Origin of the sequence: Acidithiobacillus sp. AC3 (assembly GCF_050261095.1) — a bacterium.
GTDB lineage: Bacteria > Pseudomonadota > Gammaproteobacteria > Acidithiobacillales > Acidithiobacillaceae > Igneacidithiobacillus > Igneacidithiobacillus copahuensis.
In genome coordinates, this window is sequence record NZ_CP189838.1 from 377,562 (window position 1) to 398,040 (window position 20,479).

General features: G+C 61.1%; 23 protein-coding genes. 2 read left to right on the forward strand and 21 right to left on the reverse strand.

From position 1 onward, the window contains the following. Positions 1 to 2 precede the first annotated feature (2 nt). Positions 3 to 887, reverse strand: a complete 885-nt coding sequence (gene cysM, locus ACQAYK_RS01825; protein WP_215871548.1) for a cysteine synthase CysM — start codon at positions 885 to 887, stop codon at positions 3 to 5. A 109-nt stretch (positions 888 to 996) separates the two neighbouring features. Between cysM and ACQAYK_RS01830 the strand changes: the two genes are divergently transcribed. Together ACQAYK_RS01830 and pgl are read left to right on the forward strand one after the other, a co-directional pair. Continuing rightward, positions 997 to 1,716: a VIT1/CCC1 transporter family protein gene (locus tag ACQAYK_RS01830; protein ID WP_215871547.1), complete on the forward strand. Its 720-nt coding sequence runs from the start codon at positions 997 to 999 to the stop codon at positions 1,714 to 1,716. Further along, complete coding sequence (gene pgl / locus ACQAYK_RS01835; RefSeq protein ID WP_215871546.1) at positions 1,713 to 2,414, forward strand: 6-phosphogluconolactonase; 702 nt, start codon at positions 1,713 to 1,715, stop codon at positions 2,412 to 2,414. The genes ACQAYK_RS01830 and pgl overlap by 4 nt, the downstream gene beginning before the upstream one ends. 28 nt (positions 2,415 to 2,442) lie before the next feature. On the opposite strand, the gene ACQAYK_RS01840 is transcribed toward pgl, so the two are convergent. The 20 genes from ACQAYK_RS01840 to ACQAYK_RS01935 form a co-directional block, all read right to left on the reverse strand. Beyond that, complete coding sequence (locus tag ACQAYK_RS01840) at positions 2,443 to 3,396, reverse strand: SPFH domain-containing protein (RefSeq protein WP_215871545.1); 954 nt, start codon at positions 3,394 to 3,396, stop codon at positions 2,443 to 2,445. After that, positions 3,360 to 3,827 carry an NfeD family protein gene (locus ACQAYK_RS01845; protein WP_215871544.1) on the reverse strand — a complete coding sequence of 156 codons (468 nt, stop codon included), beginning with the start codon at positions 3,825 to 3,827 and terminating at the stop codon, positions 3,360 to 3,362. The genes ACQAYK_RS01840 and ACQAYK_RS01845 overlap by 37 nt, the downstream gene beginning before the upstream one ends. A gap of 3 nt (positions 3,828 to 3,830) precedes the next feature. Then, complete coding sequence (glgB, locus tag ACQAYK_RS01850; RefSeq protein ID WP_215871543.1) at positions 3,831 to 6,017, reverse strand: 1,4-alpha-glucan branching protein GlgB; 2,187 nt, start codon at positions 6,015 to 6,017, stop codon at positions 3,831 to 3,833. A 60-nt stretch (positions 6,018 to 6,077) separates the two neighbouring features. Next, on the reverse strand, positions 6,078 to 6,902 hold the full coding sequence (tatC, locus tag ACQAYK_RS01855) for a twin-arginine translocase subunit TatC (RefSeq protein ID WP_226827530.1): 825 nt from the start codon (positions 6,900 to 6,902) through the stop codon (positions 6,078 to 6,080). Between the two features lie 57 nt (positions 6,903 to 6,959). Beyond that, positions 6,960 to 7,352 (reverse strand): Sec-independent protein translocase protein TatB, encoded by a 393-nt coding sequence (gene tatB, locus ACQAYK_RS01860; RefSeq protein ID WP_215871542.1) that lies wholly within the window; start codon positions 7,350 to 7,352, stop codon positions 6,960 to 6,962. Positions 7,353 to 7,355: 3 nt separating this feature from the next. Next, positions 7,356 to 7,589: a Sec-independent protein translocase subunit TatA gene (gene tatA, locus ACQAYK_RS01865; RefSeq protein WP_215871541.1), complete on the reverse strand. Its 234-nt coding sequence runs from the start codon at positions 7,587 to 7,589 to the stop codon at positions 7,356 to 7,358. A 69-nt stretch (positions 7,590 to 7,658) separates the two neighbouring features. Further along, positions 7,659 to 8,342 (reverse strand): bifunctional phosphoribosyl-AMP cyclohydrolase/phosphoribosyl-ATP diphosphatase HisIE, encoded by a 684-nt coding sequence (gene hisIE, locus ACQAYK_RS01870; RefSeq protein ID WP_215871540.1) that lies wholly within the window; start codon positions 8,340 to 8,342, stop codon positions 7,659 to 7,661. Between the two features lie 36 nt (positions 8,343 to 8,378). After that, the gene (hisF, locus tag ACQAYK_RS01875; protein WP_215871539.1) at positions 8,379 to 9,140 is read right to left on the reverse strand and encodes an imidazole glycerol phosphate synthase subunit HisF; all 762 of its coding nucleotides are present in this window, start codon (positions 9,138 to 9,140) and stop codon (positions 8,379 to 8,381) included. Beyond that, a complete protein-coding gene (hisA, locus tag ACQAYK_RS01880; protein WP_215871538.1) occupies positions 9,130 to 9,870 on the reverse strand; it encodes a 1-(5-phosphoribosyl)-5-[(5-phosphoribosylamino)methylideneamino]imidazole-4-carboxamide isomerase in 741 nt (246 codons plus the stop codon). The genes hisF and hisA overlap by 11 nt, the downstream gene beginning before the upstream one ends. Positions 9,871 to 9,886: 16 nt before the next feature. Further along, positions 9,887 to 10,558, reverse strand: a complete 672-nt coding sequence (gene hisH / locus ACQAYK_RS01885) for an imidazole glycerol phosphate synthase subunit HisH (RefSeq protein ID WP_215871537.1) — start codon at positions 10,556 to 10,558, stop codon at positions 9,887 to 9,889. Beyond that, on the reverse strand, positions 10,555 to 11,151 hold the full coding sequence (gene hisB, locus ACQAYK_RS01890; protein ID WP_215871536.1) for an imidazoleglycerol-phosphate dehydratase HisB: 597 nt from the start codon (positions 11,149 to 11,151) through the stop codon (positions 10,555 to 10,557). Before hisB ends, hisH begins: the two co-directional genes overlap by 4 nt. Further along, positions 11,148 to 12,218, reverse strand: coding sequence for a histidinol-phosphate transaminase (hisC, locus tag ACQAYK_RS01895; RefSeq protein WP_215871535.1), 1,071 nt, complete (start codon positions 12,216 to 12,218; stop codon positions 11,148 to 11,150). The genes hisB and hisC overlap by 4 nt, the downstream gene beginning before the upstream one ends. Then, positions 12,215 to 13,513 carry a histidinol dehydrogenase gene (hisD, locus tag ACQAYK_RS01900; protein WP_215871534.1) on the reverse strand — a complete coding sequence of 433 codons (1,299 nt, stop codon included), beginning with the start codon at positions 13,511 to 13,513 and terminating at the stop codon, positions 12,215 to 12,217. The genes hisC and hisD overlap by 4 nt, the downstream gene beginning before the upstream one ends. After that, complete coding sequence (gene hisG, locus ACQAYK_RS01905; RefSeq protein WP_215871533.1) at positions 13,510 to 14,157, reverse strand: ATP phosphoribosyltransferase; 648 nt, start codon at positions 14,155 to 14,157, stop codon at positions 13,510 to 13,512. Before hisG ends, hisD begins: the two co-directional genes overlap by 4 nt. After that, the gene (gene murA / locus ACQAYK_RS01910; protein ID WP_215871532.1) at positions 14,154 to 15,428 is read right to left on the reverse strand and encodes a UDP-N-acetylglucosamine 1-carboxyvinyltransferase; all 1,275 of its coding nucleotides are present in this window, start codon (positions 15,426 to 15,428) and stop codon (positions 14,154 to 14,156) included. The genes hisG and murA overlap by 4 nt, the downstream gene beginning before the upstream one ends. A gap of 9 nt (positions 15,429 to 15,437) precedes the next feature. Beyond that, the gene (grxD, locus tag ACQAYK_RS01915; RefSeq protein ID WP_215871531.1) at positions 15,438 to 15,758 is read right to left on the reverse strand and encodes a Grx4 family monothiol glutaredoxin; all 321 of its coding nucleotides are present in this window, start codon (positions 15,756 to 15,758) and stop codon (positions 15,438 to 15,440) included. A 28-nt stretch (positions 15,759 to 15,786) separates the two neighbouring features. After that, the gene (locus ACQAYK_RS01920) at positions 15,787 to 16,029 is read right to left on the reverse strand and encodes a BolA family protein (RefSeq protein ID WP_226827529.1); all 243 of its coding nucleotides are present in this window, start codon (positions 16,027 to 16,029) and stop codon (positions 15,787 to 15,789) included. A 43-nt stretch (positions 16,030 to 16,072) separates the two neighbouring features. After that, positions 16,073 to 16,909 carry an ABC transporter permease gene (locus ACQAYK_RS01925; protein WP_215871530.1) on the reverse strand — a complete coding sequence of 279 codons (837 nt, stop codon included), beginning with the start codon at positions 16,907 to 16,909 and terminating at the stop codon, positions 16,073 to 16,075. Between the two features lies 1 nt (position 16,910). Then, positions 16,911 to 18,320 (reverse strand): peptidylprolyl isomerase, encoded by a 1,410-nt coding sequence (locus ACQAYK_RS01930; protein ID WP_215871529.1) that lies wholly within the window; start codon positions 18,318 to 18,320, stop codon positions 16,911 to 16,913. Then, positions 18,320 to 20,461 carry an LPS-assembly protein LptD gene (locus tag ACQAYK_RS01935; RefSeq protein ID WP_215871528.1) on the reverse strand — a complete coding sequence of 714 codons (2,142 nt, stop codon included), beginning with the start codon at positions 20,459 to 20,461 and terminating at the stop codon, positions 18,320 to 18,322. Before ACQAYK_RS01935 ends, ACQAYK_RS01930 begins: the two co-directional genes overlap by 1 nt. Positions 20,462 to 20,479: the final 18 nt, after the last annotated feature.

Here is a 20,479-nt window from a genome sequence, read left to right on the forward strand (position 1 = left end):
TCCTAAGCGGGAAAGACCCCGGTGGACAGATAACGGTCGCCGCGATCGCAGATGATCGCCACCAGAAAGCCCTGCTCCAGAGTCTCGGCTACCCGCAAGGCGGCAGCAACCGCGCCGCCGGAGGAGATGCCCGCCAGGATGCCCTCCTCGCGTGCCAGTCGGCGGGTCATTTCCTCCGCCTCCTCCGTGCCGATATCGATGACCTGATCGACCAATTCGGGTTGGTAGATCTTGGGCACGTACTCCTTGGGCCAACGCCGGATCCCTGGGATCTTGGCGCCGGCGGCAGGCTGCACCCCGACAATCTGTATGGCTGGGTGGACTTGGCGCAGGTAACGACTGGTACCCATGATGGTGCCGGTCGTCCCCATCGCCGAGACGAAATGGGTGATCTGCCCACGGCTGTCGCGCCAGATTTCCGGACCCGTCGTCCGCGCATGCGCGTCAGGATTGTCGGGGTTGGAGAACTGGTCGAGCATGATCGCCTCGCCAGCGTCGACCATGGCGCGGGCACGGTCGATGGCCCCTTCCATGCTCGCCTCGGCTGGAGTGAGCTCGATATCTGCACCAAAGGCGCGCATCACCTGCCGCCGCTCAATGCTCATGTTTTCCGGCATGATCAGCGTGATTTTCAGGCCCTCGACAGAGGCCGCCATGGCCAGGGCGATGCCGGTATTGCCACTGGTGGCTTCCACCAGACGGTCTCCCGGCCGGATCATGCCCCGCTCCAGCGCGCAGCGGATCATGTTGAGGGCGGGGCGATCCTTTACCGAACCGGCGGGGTTGTTTCCCTCCAGTTTGCCAAAGATCCGCACCCGTGGATTGGGACTCAGCCGCCGCAATTCGCACAGCGGGGTATTACCAACAAAATCTGCCAAGCCGCTCATCGCATTTTCTCTCCTGTCAGCATCGCTTAGGCTAGCACTGCCTGCCCGTAGACCCAAGCGCTGCGTCTGACTATGATAATTGTAAAGAGCAAGCGAGGGATCCATGCCAATGAGTACCAATGCTGCGGTGCAACCGGTGCATCACCATGAGCATCATCACCATACCCAGATCGGTTGGTTGCGCGCCAGTGTGCTGGGTGCCAATGATGGTCTGCTGTCCACCGCGGCCCTGCTGACCGGTGTCGCTGCTGGGCAGGCAGGCACACACGCTCTGCTGCTTGCGGGGGTGGCTGCTTGGGTGGCTGGGGCATTCTCCATGGCGGCGGGGGAGTACGTCTCTGTCAGCTCCCAGGCCGATACCCAGGCCGCCGACCTTGCCATCGAGGCTCGTGAGATTCACAAAAATCCAGAGCTGGAACTGCAGGAACTCACCCATATCTACATGCAGCGCGGCCTGGACGAGCCTCTCGCGCGCCAGGTAGCGGCGCAGTTGATGCAGCATGATGCCCTGGCCGCCCATGCCCGTGACGAACTGGGGTTGACGGAGGTGGCCGCTGCCCGGCCGGCGCAAGCCGCTGCGGCTTCTGCGCTCTCCTTTTCCCTGGGGGCCATCTTTCCGATCCTGGCGGTTCTTCTGGCGCCAGCGGTCGCACTCCTGCCAGTGCTTTATGTCCTGACCCTGGTCTTGCTTGCCATCTTGGGGGGGCTGGCGGCCTGGGCTGGCGGTGCATCGGTCTGGCGTGGGGCCATTCGCGTGCTGATCTGGGGTGCGCTGTCTCTGGGTGCCACGACCTTGATCGGTCATTTGCTGGGTACCGCGGTCGCATGAACGTCCCCGTCTGGCATCTGTATCCCGACGCCGGCCAGCTCGCGGAACGTCTGGCGGCTGCCATCGCGCGCATGGCCGTCGAGGCCATCGCCGCCCGTGGAGCCTTTCACCTGGTCCTTGCCGGTGGGCATACCCCCAAGGCCGCTTACGAAGTCCTGCCACGTCTCGGCGCCAGCTGGCAGCATTGGCATCTCTACTATGGTGACGAGCGCTGTCTGGCGCCAGACGACCTGGAGCGGAACTCGCGACTGGTACAGGACACGCTCCTGGCAAAATCTCCGATTCCCACCCGGCAACATCATCCCATTCCTGCGGAGTTGGGTGCGGAGGCCGCAGCGACCGCCTACACTCACCTGCTCCCGGCGCAGCGTTTTGATCTGGTGCTACTGGGAATGGGCGAGGATGGTCACTGCGCCAGTCTCTTCCCCGGCCAGGAGCAGGGCTTCGCGCCCGATGCCCCGGCTGTCCTGCCGGTGCACCACAGCCCCAAACCGCCCGCCGATCGTGTTTCTCTCAGTGCTGCGAGATTGCGCCAGACACGCGCCCTGTTCTTCGTCATAACCGGTGCCGCTAAGGCTCCCGCCATCCAGCGTTGGCGGGTCGGGGAAGATCTCCCTGCCGCTCGAGTGGGCGCCGGCTTCGATGTTTGGCTGGACGCTGCCGCCTGGGGCGCACCTGCTGTGCGCTACGAAACCTAGCAAGTGCCCGAAGAGGGTTAGCGGGTCCTCAGCTATTATTGCCACCCACGGAATTGGTCGCCGGTCCAGTGTTTTTCTGCACGATGGCAAGAGCTGTGGAGACCAGGGCACCGACGTTGCCGAGATCGGCAGGGATCACCAGGTTGGTGCTGGCCTTGGCCAGATTGCCCCATTTCTCGATGTAATCCTTGGCGAGCTGCATCTGCAGGGCCTCGATACCGCCCGGCTCGCGGGCGGCGGCGCCGATGGTGGCAATCGCCTTGGCGGTCGCTTCGGCCACCAGCGCAATGGCCTGCGCCTCGCCCTCGGCGCGCAAGACCTCCGCCTGCTTGCGCCCATCGGCGACGTTGATCTCCTGCTGTCGTTGTCCTTCGGAGGTATTGATCTGTTGCTGCCGCTGTCCTTCGGATTTGGCAATGATGGCGCGCTTTTCCCGGTCGGCGGTGATCTGCAGCTCCATGGCGCGAATGATTTCCGCTGGAGGGGTGATGTCCTTGATCTCGTAGCGCAGTACCTTGACACCCCAATTCAGCGCCGCCTCATCCACCGCCTCGGCCACCGCCGCATTCAGGAGTTGCCGCGAGGAAAGCGCGGCATCCAGATGCAGCTTGCCAATCTCCGAGCGCATGCTCGTCTGCGCCAGTTGCACCACGGCAGTGAAGGGGTTGCTGGAGCCATAGGCGGCCTTGACGGCATCGGTGATCTGCACGTAAAGCACCCCGTCGACGGTCATGGTCGTATTATCGAGGGAAATGCAGACCTGGGCCGGCACCTCCATGGGCAGCTCGCGCATATCGAAGCGATAGGCAATGCGGTCGATGAAGGGAACGATGACATTGAGGCCGGGCTGCAGGGTGAGGTGATAGCGGCCCAGGCGTTCGACCACCCAGGCGCGTTGTTGTGGCACAACGCGAATCGTGGCCCGCAGTACAAAAAAGACGACGATCAGGACGACGACGATGCTGAGGAGGGTGGTAGGCATAGCGACTCCCTGGACGATGGTGGAACGACGGCAATGTGCAAAAGATTTCCCTCATGCGCGACGATGAGCGCGGCGGCGCCGGGACAGGCAGTATTGCCTTCTTCCAGTACTGCCGGCCACTCACTGCCACGATAGCGGACCCGGTAGCGGCCCTGGGCGTCGGGACCACGGAGCACCTCCACCGCCTGGCCGAGATCGAGGTCGTCGACGCCGCTGGCTTTGCGCGCCAGCCGATGGCGCAGCCAGGCACTGGCGATAATGAGGAGCACACTGCTGCCAAGAAAGACCCAGTGCAGAGTGATATGTGGCAGGAAAAAACCGGCGAGAAGGGCGATCAGGGCAGCGATGGCGACCGCAGCGAGGTAGAAGGTACCGGTAAAGAGCTCTGCCAGACCGGCGACCACGGCGATGATCAGGTAGAGCAGGAGCACGGCTCAGTCACCGCATCGCAGGTAGACCGCTGCCAGCGGTGGCAGGGTCAGCGACAGGCTGGCCGGGAGCCCGGACCAGGACAATGCCTCACTGTCCTGCGGCGGATTGCCCATATTGCTGCCGCCGTAGGCAGCGGCGTCGCTATTGAAGATCTCTCGGTAGGTCCCGGCGCGAGGTACGCCAATGCGATACTGCTCGCGCGGCACGGGCGTAAAGTTGCAGACGACGACCACAAAATCGCCGTTACGGTCCCAGCGCAGAAAGCTCAGAACCGATTGCCGGGCGTCGTGGCAATCGATCCACTGAAATCCTTCGTGCTGAAAGTCCTGTTCATGCAAGGCGGCGATGTCTTGGTGCAGGCGATTCAGATCGCGAAACATCTGCCGAACACCTCGGTGCCAATCGACGTCCAATAGCCCCCAGTCCAGGGCAGAACCGCTATCCCATTCCCGACCCTGGCCGAATTCGTTGCCCATGAAATTGAGTTTCTTGCCGGGATGGGCGAACTGGTAGCTGAAGAGCAGGCGCAAATTGGCGAAACGCTGCCAGGTATCACCGGGCATCTTGTCGAGGAGGGAACCTTTGCCATGTACGACTTCGTCGTGGGAGAGCGGCAGGACGAAGTTTTCCGTGTAGGCATAGAGCTGGCTGAAGGTCAGGGCATCGTGATGATACTGGCGATGGATGGGATTGAGCTGCAGATAACTCAGGGTGTCGTGCATCCAGCCCATGTTCCACTTCATGGAGAATCCCAGACCGCCGAGGTAGGTGGGGCGGGAGACCATGGGCCAGGCGGTGGATTCCTCGGCAATGCTCAGGATTCCCGGATGCCGTTCGTGCAGGGCGACGTGCAGCTCGCGCAGAAAGTCGATCGCCTCCAGATTTTCCCGTCCGCCATACTGGTTGGGGATCCATTCGCCCTCCTTGCGGGAGTAATCGCGGTAGAGCAGGGAGGCGACGGCGTCGACGCGAAAGCCGTCGATGTGAAACTCTTCAGCCCAGTAGAGGGCATTGCTGAGGAGGAAGTTGCGCACCTCGTTGCGCCCAAAATTGAAGATATAGGTGCCCCAATCCTTGTGCTCGCCTTCGCGCGGATCGGCGTGCTCGTAGAGGGCCGTACCGTCGAAGCGTGCCAGCCCCCAGTCGTCGCGTGGAAAATGCCCGGGTACCCAGTCGAGCAGCACGCCGATGCCCTGCTGATGGCAATGGTCGACGAAGGCACGGAACTCGTCTGGACTGCCAAAACGACTGGTGGGGGCAAAGTAGCCACTGACCTGGTAGCCCCAGGATTCATCCAGGGGATGCTCCATGACGGGCAGCAGCTCCAGGTGGGTAAAGCCCATTTCCTTACAGTAGGCGACCAGTTCTGCGGCGATCTCGCTATAGCTGCAAAAGCTGCCATCGGCATGGCGCCGCCAGGAACCGAGATGCACCTCGTAAATGCTCATGGGCGCTGCCTGCCAGTCTGCCTCGGCGCGGTCTTGCAGCCACGCTTGGTCTTGCCACTGATGTTGGGATTCGACTACGCGCGCAGCGGTTTTCGGGCGTGCTTCGAAGCTCTGGGCATAGGGGTCGGTCTTCACGAAGACATTGCCGGTATCCCGATGACGGAGCTCGAACTTATAGAGAGCGCCCGCGCTGAGCCCCGGCAGGAAAAGCTCCCAGAGACCACTCTGGCCGCGCGCGCGCATGGGATGGATACGACCGTCCCAGACGTTGAAATCGCCCACCACACTGACGCGTTCGGCGTTGGGCGCCCAGACGGCGAAAAAAACTCCGTCGATCCCTTCGCATTGGCGTCGATGCGCACCCAGGCTACGGTACGCATCCAGCCAGCGACCCTCGCCGAAGAGGTAGATGTCCATCTCGCCGAGCACCGGCTGGAAGCTGTACGGGTCATGCTGTTCGTGCCAATTTCCGGCGCCATCCTGCCAACGCAAGCGGTAGGGTTGCGCCAGTCGCGTGCTCGATTCGCAGAAGAAGATCCCGCCCGCGGCTACGCAGTGCATGGGACGCGCCTTGCCGCGTTTGGGCAACAGCTCCGCCTGTTGGGCATGGGGCAGGTAGGCCCGTTGTACCCAACCGTTGCCCACAGGATGTTGGCCGAGGAAGGCAAAGGGATCGTGATGACGTGCAGCGAGAATGGCGTCTACGTCACTGGTGTTCATGCTCAGCATCTCGGTCACCATCGGTCACCTCCCTCGGGCATCTTTCGGGCAGCATAGCACAGAGGAAGGAAAAGTCTCGCGCTAGTCGTCGCGGAAACTATCCTCGGCATCCTTCATGGCGCGCTCGGGGTCGATCTCCTCTTCCGGCGCATGGCGAGCCATGCGGGCACGTCGACGTTCAAAATAGGCGGAAAACAGCAGCCCCATTTCAAACAGCATGTACATGGGGATCATCAGTAGGACCATCGACATGACATCCGGCGGACTGAGGATGGCCGAGGCAATGGCGCAAACGAGGAAGGCATAGCGCCGCCCACGCCGCAGGGTATCGAGCTGCAGAACGCCGATCTGTACCAGTACCACCACCAGAATCGGAATCTGAAAGGCGAGGCCAAAGGCCAGGGAAAACTTGACGATCAGCGCCAGATAATTACTGACCTTGGGCATGGCGCTGATGTCGTTTCCGGAAAAGCTGGCAAAGAAGCGAAAGGCATTGGGAAAGACAACGAAATACGCGAAAACGATACCCGCCACGAATAACGCGAGGGAAGTGAACAGAATCGGAAAAAAAACTCGCCGTTCGTGGGTATAGAGACCCGGCGCGACGAAGGCCCAGAACTGGTACAGAATGACCGGCAGGGCGAGAATAAAACCGGAAATGAGCGATAGCTGCACATAGGTCAGAAAGACCTCGGGCAAGCTGGTGTAGATCAGATGGCTGCCTTTGGGCAGGACCGAAATCAATGGTTGGGCAAGAATGCCATAGATCTGCTGGGCGAAGGGATAGGAGACCAGGAAACCCACGAAGAGTGCGATGACCGCAAATAGCACTCTGCGACGCAGCTCCAGGAGATGGCCGATGAAGGTATTTTCTGCGGACTCGTTCAGTTTGTCTGCACTCGCCATGAAATTCCAGGGGCTATCAGGGTGTCGGCAGGGGTAGCAGTACCCCGGGGAGGGTCATCAGTGCAGGATCTGACCCTGAGGACGGGAGGGACCGCTGCTCCCGGACGGTAGCGTCACTTCTGGCTCGCCTTCTGCCACCTCGGAACCAGACTCAGCACTTACCGTACTTGGTTCCTCCGTCGCCAACAGAGGCTCCTCGATACTCGCCTTGAACTTTTCCACTTCCTGCAGTGGCTCATTGGCATAGCCCTTGAGTTTCTCCGCCTCTTTACGCATCTCGTCGAGCAGCAACTGCTGTTCCACTTCCGAGCGCACGTTGTTCACCGTGCGCCGGAAGTAGCCCACCCATTTACCCGCAGTACGCGCCAACTCGGGCAATTTTTCCGGCCCGACTACCAATAGGGCAATGACTGCGAGAAGAGCGAGTTCGCCAAAACTGAAATCAAACATGGCTTAGCCGTGGTGAATACTTTCCTGTTCGGTCTTCGGGCTGACCTCGGCCTCGATGGTATGCCCGATGGCAGCCTCTTTTTCTTTCTTTTTTTCCTCTTCTTCCTTGACCGCAGAGCGGAAGCCCTTGATGGCCGAACCCAGATCGGAGCCTACGTTACGCAGCTTGGCAGTGCCGAAGAGGGCTACCACGATCAACAGGATGATAATCAAATGCCAGATACTGAAAGCGCCCATACTGATCTCCTTCCCATGCGGGACGATGCGGCGATACTCTTTTGACCATAGTCAAGTAATGGAACAGCGTCAAGCCGACTTGCGCGATGCCTTTTCGACCAGACCGGACATCCCTTCGCGGCGTTGCAGCTCGCCCAATACCTCATCAATATGCAAATCTCGTTCCTCCAGCGCCACCAAGAGGTGGAACAGCAAGTCCGCAGCCTCGCCAAGCACCGGTTGCGCCTCAGGATTCTTGCAGGCAATGAGGAATTCTGCCGCTTCTTCCCCCACCTTTTTCAGGATCCGATCGCGGCCCCCATGGAGCAGTTTGGCCACGTAGGACTGTCCTGGGTCGGACTGGCGTCGGCGCTGAATGGTGGCCTGCAGCGTGTCGAGCACGCTGCCCCCGGGCGGGCTGCTGTCCTGCCAACCCTCTTCGCCAGCGTCGCGAAAGAAACAGGTGACGGCCCCAGTGTGACAGGCAGCGCCCTCCTGCAGTACGCGCAAGAGCAGCGTATCCCCATCACAGTCCAGATGAATGCTTTGTAAATGCTGCACATGCCCAGAACTTTCGCCTTTGCGCCATAGGGCCTGACGCGAGCGCGACCAGTAAATGCCACGCCCCTCCGCAAGGCTCAGGCGCAGGGCCTCGGCATTCATCCAGGCGAGCATCAATACCTGTCCGCTGCGCGCATCCTGGGCAATGGCAGGAACCAGGCCCTGCTCATTCCAGTGCACTGCAGCAAGCAGATTTTCGTACTGATTATCCATAAATTTCTCTACGCAAACGGGCGCTTCGCGGATGCATCAGGCATCCAGACGCATGGGAATGCCCTGCAGCGCCAGGGTATTTTTCACTTCCGCAATGCGGAATTGGCCAAAATGGAAGACACTGGCAGCGAGCACGGCATCGGCATGGCCGTGCACGATACCGGCGGCAAAATCCTCGATCTTGCCTACCCCACCCGAGGCGATGACCGGCACGGGCACGGCATCGGCCACGGCGCGGGTCAGTTCGATGTCGAAACCTTCGCCGGTGCCATCACGATCCATGCTGGTCAGCAGAATCTCGCCGGCACCGAGGGTGGCCATACGTTGGGCCCAGGCTATGGCATCGAGCCCAGTGGGACGGCGTCCGCCATGGGTAAAGACCTCCCAGTGCTCGCCACTACGGCGCGCATCGATGGCCACTACGATGCAGGAATTGCCAAAGCGCTGCGCCGCCTGTTGCACCAGCTCGGGCTTGGCGACCGCCGCGCTGTTGATGCTGACCTTGTCGGCCCCTGCCAGTAGTAGGGTCCGGACGTCGTCGACGCTGCGCACGCCACCACCCACCGTCAGGGGAATGAAGACCTCGGCGGCGACCGCCGCCACCACATCGGCCATGGTCTGCCGCCCTTCGTGGCTGGCAGAAATGTCCAGGAAGGTTAGTTCGTCGGCGCCCTCGGCGTTGTAGCGAGCAGCGGTCTCGACCGGATCGCCGGCATCGCGCAGGGAAAGAAACTGCACCCCTTTGACCACGCGTCCCTGGTCGATATCGAGGCAGGGAATGATGCGCTTACTGAGCATGGCCTGCATCCAAGCGGCGCTGAGCACTGGCAAAATCGAGGGTGCCTTCATAGATGGCACGCCCGCTGATGGCGCCGAGGATGCCGTCTTCTTCATGGGCCTGTAGCGCGAGCACCTGCTCCAGGTTGGCGATGCCTCCTGAGGCGATCACCGGCACTGGGATGCTGCGCGCCAAGGCAACCGTGGCCTCGATATTGGGGCCGCTCAGCATGCCGTCGCGGCTGATGTCGGTGTAGATAATGGCCTCGACGCCATCGTTGGCAAAGTGTTGTGCGAGGTCGATGGGGTCATGCCGCGAGAGCTTGGACCAGCCCTCGGTGGCCACCTTGCCATCGCGGGCATCGATGCCGACAATGATATGTCCGGGAAAGGCCAGCGCTGCCTCGGCAACAAAACCTGGCGCCTTGACCGCCTGCGTACCGATGATGACAAAGTTTACCCCGGCAAGGATGTAGCGTTCGATTTGCTCTTCGCTACGGATGCCGCCGCCCACCTGAATTTCCAGGTCGGGGAAAGTGCGGGAGATTTCCCCGATGATCTCGGCATGCACCGGTTCTCCACTGACGGCACCGTCGAGATCGACGATGTGCAGGCGCCGCGCCCCGGCCTCCACCCAGCGCTGGGCGGTAGCCACAGGATCCTCGGAAAAGACGGTATCGTCATCCATGCGCCCTTGCCGCAGCCGCACGCAATGACCGCCCTTGAGATCGATGGCAGGTATCAACAACATGCTCTTCTCTCCATTTTTACCCAATCTCGCAGCCGCTGCCGCACTCGCCAGACCATTCCAAAAAATTGCCCAGCAAGCGCAGGCCCGCGGTGCCACTCTTTTCCGGATGGCACTGCAGGGCAAAGAGATTGTCGGCGGCAATCGCTGCACAGAAAGGAAAGCCGTAGTCGGCAAAGGCAGCGAGTAGGTCGGGATGCGCCGGCTCGACATAGAAGGAATGCACGAAATAGAAATGGGCATCCTGCGGGACGCCGGCAAAGAGAGGATGGGGTACCAGCTGGTGGAGCTGATTCCAGCCCATGTGCGGAACCTTCAGGGGCTGTCCCTGCGGAGTTTGCAGCGCCTCTTCAGGGAAGGGCAGGACTTGGCCTGGCAAAATACCGAGACCGGTGTGTTCACCATGTTCGACGCTGGATTCCATCAAGGCCTGCATACCCAGACAGATGCCGAGAAAGGGCCGGTTCTGCGCGGCAATGCGAAGAAATTCATCCAGTTCACGTTCTTCCAGGGCCGCCATGCAATCACCAAAGGCCCCTACGCCGGGGAAGATGAGGCGATCGCAGGCGGCCAATTCGTTGGGTTTGGCGCTGATCACTGCCTTGCCCCCCAGATGCTCAATCGCCTTGGCTACCGAGTAGAGATTCCCCATGCCATAGTCAACGATACCGACGGAACTGCGATAACTCATCGATTCAGGGTCCCTTTGGTGCTGGGAATGCTGTCCCCAGCCCGTGGATCGGCGCTGACTGCCATGCGCAGCGCCCGGCCACAGGCCTTGAAGAGGGTCTCGGCAATGTGGTGGGCGTTGTTGCCGCGCAGGGCATCGAGATGCAGGGTGACCTGGGCATGATTGACGAAGCCCTGAAAGAATTCATGCAAGAGGTCGACATCGAAAGTGCCAATCTGGGCACGGGGAAACTCGACCGCGTAAACCAGCCCTGGACGTCCGGAGAGATCTACCACTACCCTTGATAGCGCTTCGTCGAGGGGGACATAGGCATGGCCATAGCGGGTGAGGCCGGCCTTGTCCCCCACCGCCCGGGCAAAGGCCTGCCCCAGGGTGATGCCGATATCCTCAACGGTATGGTGCGCGTCGATTGCAAGATCGCCGTGTGCCTCGATCTGCAGATCAAAGAGACCGTGGCGAGCGATCTGGTGCAGCATGTGCTCCAGAAAAGGCAGACCGGTCTGCATTTTGACCTGACCTGAGCCATCCAGGTCCAGACGCACGGCGATCTGGGTTTCGAGGGTATCACGACGGACTTCCGCAACACGGCTCATAGCAATTTTTCCAGGGCAGCAAGAAATGTGCGATTTTCGGTGGGTGTGCCGATGCTCACACGCAAATAGTCACCGAGGCGGGGATGTCCTGTAAAGGCCTTGATCAGTACCCCGGCCTCTTTCAGTCCCGAGTGGATGGCAGCGGCGCGACCGGGTACGGCAAAGAGCAGGAAATTGGCGCGGCTGGGCCAGACTTGCACGCCCAGCTCCTGTAGGCGCTGCAGGACGACCTCGCGCTGGGCGCGGATCTCTGCCGCCTGCAAAGCCAAGACTTCGGCGTGCTGCAGGGCGAAGGCGATGCTCTTTTGCGTGAGGATGTTGATGTTATAGGGCAGACGCAGCTTGTCGAGTTCCCGAATCCAGGCCTTCGGGCCAGCGAGATAGCCCAGACGCAGCCCGGCCAGCCCCTCTTTGGAGAGGGTGCGCAGAAGCAGCAGATTCGGCCAGCGTCCGAGATGTCCGGCAAAGCTCTCCTCGCTGAAGGCGTGATAGGCCTCGTCGACCACCACTAGGCCGGGCGCCCCGGCACAGATGGCTTCCAGGCTTTCCACGGGGTGCATCTGTCCGCTGGGGTTGTTCGGCCAATCGAGGAAGACAATGGCCGGGTTGCGGCGCGCCATCTCGTCCAGAAAGGCTGGGAGATCCAACTGAAAGTTGTCATCCAGGGGCACGGAGTGATAGACGAGTCCCTGCTGTTCGGCGATGACACGATACATAACGAAGCATGGATCGACGGCCAGGATCGGTCGTCCGGCACCGGCTACGGCACTGATCAGAATCTGGATCAGCTCATCGGAACCATTGCCGAGCATGAGCTCCATGCCCGCCGGGATACCCCCGTGCTCGGCCAGGGCATGCAACAATTCCGTCGGGCGCGGCGTGGGATAGCGGTTGAGCTCGGCCTCCCGCAGGTTTTCCAGCCAGGCGCTGCGCAGGCTGTCGGGCAGGCCGTAGGGATTTTCCATGGCATCGAGCTTGATCAAGCCCGCGCTCTCGGCAACCGCATAGGCGTGGCTTGCGAGTAGCGCCGGACGCAGTAGTTGTTCCTGCAGGGATCTTGTGCTCATTGGCCGCTCTGAATCCGTGCTGCGGCCGAACGCGCATGCGCCGTCAAACCCTCGGCCTCGGCCAGGGTCTTGGCGAGGCTCGCTAACTCGGTCACTCCCGCGGGACTGGCTTCAATCAGGCTTGTACGCTTGATGAAGTCATAGACCCCCAAGGGCGATGAAAAGCGGGCACTGCCGCCGGTAGGCAGCACATGATTGGGGCCGGCCACATAGTCCCCAAGGGCCTCGCAGGTATGGATGCCCAGGAAGATCGCGCCGGCATTGGTAATTTGCGGCAGCAGGGCCCGCGGTTCCTCTACGGCCAGTTCCAGATGTTCTGGTGCCACCTGATTGGCCAGGGTGCAGGCCTCCAACGCATCGCGGGCAAGGATCAGGGCCCCGCGATTCTGCCAACTCGTGCGGGCGATGGGGGCACGATCGAGTTCCGTCAGGGCCTTGTCGACGGCGCTGGCCACCGCCTCCAGGTGGGCGGCGTCCCAGGTGATGAAGATGCTCTGGGCGATCTCATCATGCTCTGCCTGCGACAGCAGATCCCAGGCCAGCCATTCGGCGGGTGCCGAGCCGTCACTGAGCACCAGGATTTCACTCGGGCCGGCAATCATGTCGATGCCGACCTTGCCAAAGACCATTCGCTTGGCGGTAGCCACGTAGATGTTGCCAGGGCCGACGATCTTGTCGACTGCCGGCACCGACTCGGTACCATAGGCGAGGGCGGCTACGGCCTGCGCGCCACCGACGCGAAAGACGCGATCGACCCCGGCTACGGCAGCGGCAGCCAAGACCCAGGGATTGACCTCCCCGCCTGGGGTGGGCACGGTCATGATGATTTCTTGCACCCCGGCCACTTTGGCGGGCAGGGCGTTCATCAGTACCGAGCTGGGATAGGCCGCCTTGCCCCCTGGCACATAGATCCCGACCCGCTGCAGAGGCAGAACCCGCTGGCCGAGCTGATTGCCGAAGGCATCGGTGATTTCCCAGCTCGGCACGAGCTGCTGCTGGTGATACTCCCGAATCCGCTCGGCGGCGGCCTGCAGAGCAGCGCGCCCCTTTGCTGGCAAGGCCGCCAGGGCAGCGGCGCAATCGCCCAGTGGGATTTCCAGGGCCGCAGCGTCGGCCAGCTCCAGGCGATCGAAGCGGGCGGTATACTCCAGCAGCGCGGCATTGCCGCGTTTGCGCACGGCCTGCAGGATCTCCCGCACCCGTTCTTCCACCTGCTGATCTCCGCTGGCCTCCCAGCCGTGCAGAGCGGCAAAGGTCGCTGCAAAATCCTCTTGCCGGGTGTCGAGACGCTTCATTGCCCAATCTCCGCTTCCAGTTTGCGAATGAGATCCTCGATGGCCTTACCCTTGCGTTTCATGGCTGCCGGGTTGACTACCAGGCGGCTGGAGATCGGCATGATCTCCTCCACCTCGACGAGGCCATTTTCCCGCAGAGTGCGTCCGGTGGAGACCAGATCGACGATGCGGTCTGCCAGACCCACCAGCGGCGCCAATTCCATGCTGCCATAGAGCTTGATGATTTCCGTCTGGATACCGCGCGCCTGAAAGAAGCGCTTGGTGATTTTCGGATATTTGGTGGCGATGCGGACGCGTTCCCAGCTTTCCGGTCGGTCACCCGCAGCCAAGGCGGCAGGCTCCGCTACCGACATGCGGCAGACGCCAATGCGCAGGTCGAGAGGTTCGTAGAGGGCGAGATTCTCCTGCTCGAGGAGCACATCCTTGCCGGCAATACCGAGGTCGGCCGCGCCCCAACTGACATAGGTGGGAACGTCGCTGGCGCGGATCACGAGAAAGCGCACCTGCGGATCAGTACTCGGCAGGATCAGCTTACGCGACTTGTCGGGGTCTTCGGCCAGCTCGATACCGGCCGCGGCAAAGAGTGGAATGCTCTCTTCGAGAATGCGCCCCTTGGACAGGGCAATGGTGAGACTGTCGTTCATGCCGCCTTTCCGCTCTGATTTCGTACCCGTCGAATATCTGCCCCCAGGGCGCCCAGCTTTTCTTCGATCACCTCGTAGCCGCGATCGAGATGATAGATGCGATCGATGAGGGTCTCGCCTTCGGCAACCAGACCGGCCAGAACGAGACAGGCCGAGGCGCGCAGATCGGTAGCCATGACCGGCGCTCCCTGCAGGCGGGGCACACCGCGTACCACCGCCGTCTTGCCGTCGCTGTCGATATGCGCCCCCAGACGCTGTAGCTCGGAAACGTGCATGAAGCGGTTTTCGAAGATGGTTTCGGTGATCTTTGCGCTACCTTCGGCGATGGCATCCAGGGCCATGAACTGCGCCTGCATATCGGTCGGAAAGGCGGGATAGGGGGCGGTGCGAATGTCTACGGCGCGTGGTCGCTGCTGCATACGCAGACGAATGCCATCGCCGTCTTCCTGTAGTTCCGCGCCCGCCTCGCGTAGCTTGGCCAAGACGCTGTCAAGCAGACGCGGATCGGTACGTCGCAAAAAGACATCGCCTCCGGTCATGGCCGCTGCGACGAGATAGGTACCGGTTTCAATGCGATCGGGGAGGATCTGGTGCTCGCAGCCGTGCAGGGAATCCACTCCCTCCACCTCGATCACCGAGGTCCCGGCACCGCTGATTCGAGCCCCCATGGCAGTGAGCATGCGCGCCAGATCCACTACCTCCGGCTCGCGCGCGGCATTTTCGATGCGCGTATGACCTTCCGCCAGAGTCGCGGCCATCAGCAGGTTTTCAGTGCCGGTCACGGAAACCATTTCCATCACGATGGAGGCCCCACGGAGTCGCTGCGCCCGCGCCTTGACGAAGCCATCCTCCAGGCGAATCTCCGCGCCCAGGGCCTGCAGACCGTTGAGGTGCACGGTGACGGGACGGCTGCCGATGGCACAGCCGCCGGGCAGACTGACCTCGGCGCTTCCGTACCGAGCGAGCAACGGCCCGAGTACCAGGATCGAGGCGCGCATCGTCTTCACCAGTTCGTAGGGTGCCACCAGGGAATGCACGCTGCGCGGATCGATCTCCACCCCCAGCTGCTCGTCCACCAGTACCCGAGCGCCCAGACAACTCAGAAGCTCGAGAGTGGTGGTGACGTCGCGCAGGTGCGGAATGTTGCGCAGGCCAACCGGCTCCCGCGCCAGGATGCTCGCTGCCAGGCACGGCAGGGCAGCATTTTTGGCCCCCGAGATCCGCAACTCACCACGCAGGGGGCCATTACCACGCAGGAGCAGCTTGTCCACGGTGTTGCGTCAGCCCTGGACCTTGCTGACCAGCTTCTGCAGCTCGCCCTGCTGGAACAGGTCGGTCATGATGTCGGAGCCACCCACGAATTCACCATTGATATAGAGCTGCGGAATGGTCGGCCAGTTGGAGAATTTCTTGATACCGTCGCGGATCTGCGGGTCAGCGAGCACGTCGACGGTGAAGAGCTCTTTCACGCCCGCCTGCTGCAGGAGCTGCACTGCGCGGGCGGAAAAGCCACACTGCGGCGCCCGCGGATTGCCCTTCATGTAGAGGGTGATGGGGTGCTTACTTACCTGATCCTGGATAATGTCTTGAATGTCGGCCATGACTGTACCTCGAATGAGAGTGAAAAAATCAGGAACGAGCCGCAGCTTCGTCGGGGGTCAAGGTGCGTAGCTGCAGGGCGTGGATTTCCTCACGCATGCGCTCGCCCAGACAGGAATACACTGTCTGGTGCCGTTTGACGAGGCTCTGGCCCTGAAATTGCCCAGCGATGACCACGGCCTCGAAATGGGCGCCATCGTCACCGTATACATGCACCTCGGCGCCGGGAAGACCGGACTCGATGAGGGAACGGATCGTATCTGCTTGCATCATTTTTTCATCTTACCTGAAATTGTCGTGTCTGTGATCCCGTCGCTCAGGGACGCAGCTTGTACCCGCTGGCCAGGAGGCGCCAGGCGACCGCAGAACTGAGTAGAAAAAAGGCCAGAGCGACGGCGAGAGAAGCCCAGACCGAGACGTCGGCATCGCCAAAGAAACCGTAACGGAAACCATCGACGATGTAGAGGAAAGGATTGACCATGGACAGGTGACGCCAGATCCCCGGTAACGACTGCACGGAATAGAACACCCCGGCAAGAAAGGTCAAAGGCATGATCAGAAAATTCTGAAAGCCGGCAATCTGGTCGAATTTTTCTGCCCAAAGCCCGGCGATGATGCCCAGCGCTCCCATTCCTCCCGCACCGAAGACGGTAAACAGCAATATCCAGACTGGATGTTGCAGGGGTAGATGGAGGAACAGCAGGGCCAGTAGCAGGATGGCCAATCCCACGACGATACCGCGGACGATGGACGCTGCGGTCATCGCCAAAAAGATCTCCGTCGGCCGCAGCGGGCTGAGCAGAAGAAAAATGATGTTGCCCGTCACCTTGGCCTGAATCAGACTGGAAGAACTATTGGCAAAGGCATTCTGCAGCACCGACATCATCATCAGACCGGGAACGATGAAGGCGATGTAGGAGACCCCAGGGTAGATACGGATGTGCCCCCCCAGGGCATGACCGAAAACCAGCAGATACAGCAGTGTGGTAACCAAGGGCGCGGCAATTGTCTGTAACCAGACGCGGGCGAAACGTAAGACCTCTTTGCGAAACAGGGTCCAGGTCGGTGTCCAGGCGATAGCAGGCAAAGGCCGGTGTCCCAGGAGCGACTCTGGACTCTGTTGCGCCTTTCCAGTCGAAACGGAGCTATTCATCTCAGGCGTTGCGCAAGCGCAGATCCGGGTCGAGAATTTCGACATAGGCGCCGTCCCGGATGCGCCGCTGCCACTCTTCCATACGCTCGCGAACGGTGCGGTTGAACAGCTGCATGCGCGCGACCGACTCCAGCTGCGTATCACTCAGGGCAGCCTCGCGATGGCCTTGCGACTGCACGATGTAGATGGCATCGCCGATTTGGATGGGGGCACTGACATTGCCCACCGGCAAGCTCATCAACGCGCGTTCCAGCTCGTCTGGCAGGCTTCCCGGTGCCACCCAGCCCAATTCGCCACCATTGGCTGCGGTGGCACGATCCTGACTGTAGCGCCGAGCCAGTGCGCTGAAATTTACCCCCGATTGTAGGCTCGACTCGATGTCCTTGGCCTGGGATTGTGCCTCCTGCTCCTCAATCCCTTTGCCGGCGTGCAACACGATCATCGCTGCCTTGACCTCCGTCACCGACGGCTCTTGATGCTTGACATCAAGGAGCTTGAAAATGTGATAACCGGTGGCGCTGGGGATCACCGGGCTGATATCGCCAGGCTGCAGTTTGAGTAGGGCCTGGGTGACAGCGCTGGGTAGCTCGGCGGCCTTGATCCAGCCCAGGCGACCGCCCTGCAGGGCATCGCGGGCAGCGCTGACCTCGGTGGCCAGACGGGTGAAGCTGGCGCCGTTTACCAGTTGCTCGTGCACGCGCTCGATGTCCTGGCGCACCTGAGTCACGGCATCCGGGCTGGGGTCTCCGGGCAAGGGCAGGAAGATCTGCTGCAATTCAAAACTCACCCCTGCAGTTTGTTTGAGCTGGCGAGCAAAGGTCTGAATCTCGTCTTTTCCGAGATGCACCCGCGCCTCGACCTCTTGTTGCTGCAGACGGTCCACCAGGATCCGTTCACGTAGATTGTCCTCGAACTCCGACCAGGACTGTCCCTGCTGGGTCAGTGCCTCGCGCAGCTGATCGGGGGTCAGGTTGTTGCTGTGGGCGATATTGGCAATGGCCTGGTCCAGCGTGGCCTGATCGACGTTGATCTCCATGCGTTTGGCCATCTGCACCTCGATGTCCTGCAGGATCATCTGTTGCAGCACCTGACGGCGCAGAATCGCATCCGGCGGCAACTGGCCGGGATCCTGTTGCTGCAGTTGTGCCTTGATGGCGCCGACCTTCTGATTGAGTTGCAGCGAGGTGATGATCTGCTCGTTCACCACTGCCACTACCTTGTTGAGGGTGTCGAGGTTCTGTGGCAGGGGCGCGGCTTGCGCTGCCACCGTGGAGCGAGCAGAAAAGACCCGCGACTGCGGGGGCGGTGGAGCAGCCAGGAGTGTCTCCCGGTTGACGAAAGGGGTTGCGGCCCAGGCAGAGCAACTGCTAGCCAAAGCGGCGAGGAAAAGGGCAGAGCGGTATCGAGACATCAGAACTCCATGCTGGCGCCGGGCACATATTGATCGAGGAAACCGTTGGAACTATTGCCAATGCTGGTCAAACCGCGCAGCACGATTTCCAGGTAGACGGCGTTGTTCGTCTGCCCCCCCAGTAGAATCTGGTGGAACATCATCAGTTGAGCCGTCCAGCAACCGCCATCATAGCCGATCCCGACCAGCTGCTCCAAGGGCTTGTTATCCTGAACATCGTATTGGTAGCTGCCCAGAACCCGCCACTGCTTGCCGATGGGAAGCGCTGCAGAGACGCCCGCCTGATCTACGTAGTTGCGCGTATAGCGATAATCGAGATTGAGCACGGTCCCATTGTGGGCCAACCATTGCGCGCGGAAATCCATGCGCTCGAAACGCTGCCAGTCGGAGTCGGTTTCGGAGCTGGCGAGGAAATTGAGATTGGCCAAGGGAGCGTACTGGGCCTGCCAGAAATAATTGGAACGGCTGTTCTGCGCCACGATATTGCCGGCAAGGTCGATCTGTCGCCGGTTGAAATACTGGATCTGGCCGATGGCGGCGCTCCAGACTTCCCGGCCATTAGGGTTGTAGCCCGACCCCTCCAGGCCATAGGCCAACTGATTGGCCGCGTTGATCCGATCGCTGCCGTCAAATAGCGAGTTGTCGGTAAAGATGGAATTGTAGTTCTGGAAAGGTGTGCTGGAATCGAAATTCGGGATCTGGTTCTGTGCCTGCAGAGGAATAAACAGGTATTTGAACATGGGATGCAGGACGATACTGCTGCCATCCTGGGCATCGCGAACAAAGTTGAGACCGCCGCGCAGGCTCAGGGCGGGCAGACTGCGGTTGCTGACCCGGTCGTAAGGGCCATTGCGCTGGATCTGGTAATGGCTGAAATAGAGCCGCCCCTGCGGTTCCAGGTAGCCCCAGGCGCGACTCCATTTCCAACCGATGGTGGGAGTGAGATCGAGGCGCTGACCGATGGGGCCGGTGCTGGCATAGAAATAATTGAAGTTGCTGCGCCAGTCGAAATAGCCGGTCTTGCCGAGGCGCCAATAACCATTGGCGTAGACATAGGGAAGTTGCGCATAGGGCGCAGCTTCTCCTTGGAGCAGTTCCTGATAGCCCTGCAGCATGACACCCGCCTGCAGATGGCGATTGCCATAGCTGATGGCGCCGGTGGAGGTCAGATACGGCGCATTGCCGACCCCGCCGATATAGCCGCCGTTGAAGCCGGTAACCCCGGAGAGATCAGCGAGGAAATTCCGATAGCTGACACGATTGTAGTTGACCGAGAGCGCAAAACCATCACCCAGATTCTGCTGGTGCTGCCAGGATACCGCCCAGACATTGCTGCCGGTGAGCTTGTCGTGGGGCAGCAAGGCAAGGAGCAGTTGTCCACTATAGTTGGGCTCCAGATAGCGGAACTGGTTTTGTAGTAATACGCCGCGCTTGGTCAGTCCCTCTACGGTGAGAGTGTCATCCAGATTGCTAGCGATGTCGAAATAGTAGGGGATACCCAAGGTAAAGCCATTGATGGTGGAACTGCCAATGGTCGGTGGCAGAAATCCGGAATGGCGCTGCAGCGGAAAACTGAAATAGGGCAGCCAGAGGACCGGCAGGCCATAGACATTCAGGGTGCTGTTGTAGGTGCTAATGTATTGGTCGTTCTGGTTGAGATCCAGCTGTTGACTGTAGATCTGCCAGGCCGGGACCTGCCCGTGGCAAGTGGTGTAGCAGGCTTCGTTGAGGCGGTAGTGATTCTTGCCAAGCTCCCGCCCGCTGCTCGCCTGTCCATGGCCATCCTGACTCGGCAGCAGGAAACGCGGATGGAGAACGATACCCTGATTGCTGTGGATCTTCAGGGTTGCCTCCGGCGCATTGGTGACGATTCCGGGGCTGACCAGGTGTACCTGCCCCTTGGCGATGATCTCGTCCTTCTTCTCGTCGTAATGGGCCTGATGGGCATAGAGGCGACGATCGCCGTAGAGCACCTCCACATTACCCGAGGCCGTCCATTGGCCGCTGCCGAGGCCCTGGATCTGGTCGGCGTAGAGGGTCACCGGCCCATCTTGCGCCCAGGCTGGCGCGGCAAAAGTGCAGAAGACCGCTGCCGCGCAGGTCAGGGACCAGCGCGGCGGGCGTAACCGGCCGACGGCCATCGAGCATGTCCCAGGGCT

What these genes read in the sequence shown, in the direction of transcription:
- cysM (WP_215871548.1), bottom strand. Translation starts at nt 887, where the DNA reads ATGAGCGGCTTGGCAGATTTTGTTGGTAATACCCCGCTGTGCGAATTG.
- ACQAYK_RS01830 (WP_215871547.1), top strand. Translation starts at nt 997, where the DNA reads ATGAGTACCAATGCTGCGGTGCAACCGGTGCATCACCATGAGCATCAT.
- pgl (WP_215871546.1), top strand. Translation starts at nt 1,713, where the DNA reads ATGAACGTCCCCGTCTGGCATCTGTATCCCGACGCCGGCCAGCTCGCG.
- ACQAYK_RS01840 (WP_215871545.1), bottom strand. Translation starts at nt 3,396, where the DNA reads ATGCCTACCACCCTCCTCAGCATCGTCGTCGTCCTGATCGTCGTCTTT.
- glgB (WP_215871543.1), bottom strand. Translation starts at nt 6,017, where the DNA reads ATGGTGACCGAGATGCTGAGCATGAACACCAGTGACGTAGACGCCATT.
- tatC (WP_226827530.1), bottom strand. Translation starts at nt 6,902, where the DNA reads ATGGCGAGTGCAGACAAACTGAACGAGTCCGCAGAAAATACCTTCATC.
- tatB (WP_215871542.1), bottom strand. Translation starts at nt 7,352, where the DNA reads ATGTTTGATTTCAGTTTTGGCGAACTCGCTCTTCTCGCAGTCATTGCC.
- tatA (WP_215871541.1), bottom strand. Translation starts at nt 7,589, where the DNA reads ATGGGCGCTTTCAGTATCTGGCATTTGATTATCATCCTGTTGATCGTG.
- hisIE (WP_215871540.1), bottom strand. Translation starts at nt 8,342, where the DNA reads ATGGATAATCAGTACGAAAATCTGCTTGCTGCAGTGCACTGGAATGAG.
- hisF (WP_215871539.1), bottom strand. Translation starts at nt 9,140, where the DNA reads ATGCTCAGTAAGCGCATCATTCCCTGCCTCGATATCGACCAGGGACGC.
- hisA (WP_215871538.1), bottom strand. Translation starts at nt 9,870, where the DNA reads ATGTTGTTGATACCTGCCATCGATCTCAAGGGCGGTCATTGCGTGCGG.
- hisH (WP_215871537.1), bottom strand. Translation starts at nt 10,558, where the DNA reads ATGAGTTATCGCAGTTCCGTCGGTATCGTTGACTATGGCATGGGGAAT.
- hisB (WP_215871536.1), bottom strand. Translation starts at nt 11,151, where the DNA reads ATGAGCCGTGTTGCGGAAGTCCGTCGTGATACCCTCGAAACCCAGATC.
- hisC (WP_215871535.1), bottom strand. Translation starts at nt 12,218, where the DNA reads ATGAGCACAAGATCCCTGCAGGAACAACTACTGCGTCCGGCGCTACTC.
- hisD (WP_215871534.1), bottom strand. Translation starts at nt 13,513, where the DNA reads ATGAAGCGTCTCGACACCCGGCAAGAGGATTTTGCAGCGACCTTTGCC.
- hisG (WP_215871533.1), bottom strand. Translation starts at nt 14,157, where the DNA reads ATGAACGACAGTCTCACCATTGCCCTGTCCAAGGGGCGCATTCTCGAA.
- grxD (WP_215871531.1), bottom strand. Translation starts at nt 15,758, where the DNA reads ATGGCCGACATTCAAGACATTATCCAGGATCAGGTAAGTAAGCACCCC.
- ACQAYK_RS01920 (WP_226827529.1), bottom strand. Translation starts at nt 16,029, where the DNA reads ATGATGCAAGCAGATACGATCCGTTCCCTCATCGAGTCCGGTCTTCCC.
- ACQAYK_RS01925 (WP_215871530.1), bottom strand. Translation starts at nt 16,909, where the DNA reads ATGAATAGCTCCGTTTCGACTGGAAAGGCGCAACAGAGTCCAGAGTCG.
- ACQAYK_RS01930 (WP_215871529.1), bottom strand. Translation starts at nt 18,320, where the DNA reads ATGTCTCGATACCGCTCTGCCCTTTTCCTCGCCGCTTTGGCTAGCAGT.
- ACQAYK_RS01935 (WP_215871528.1), bottom strand. Translation starts at nt 20,461, where the DNA reads ATGGCCGTCGGCCGGTTACGCCCGCCGCGCTGGTCCCTGACCTGCGCG.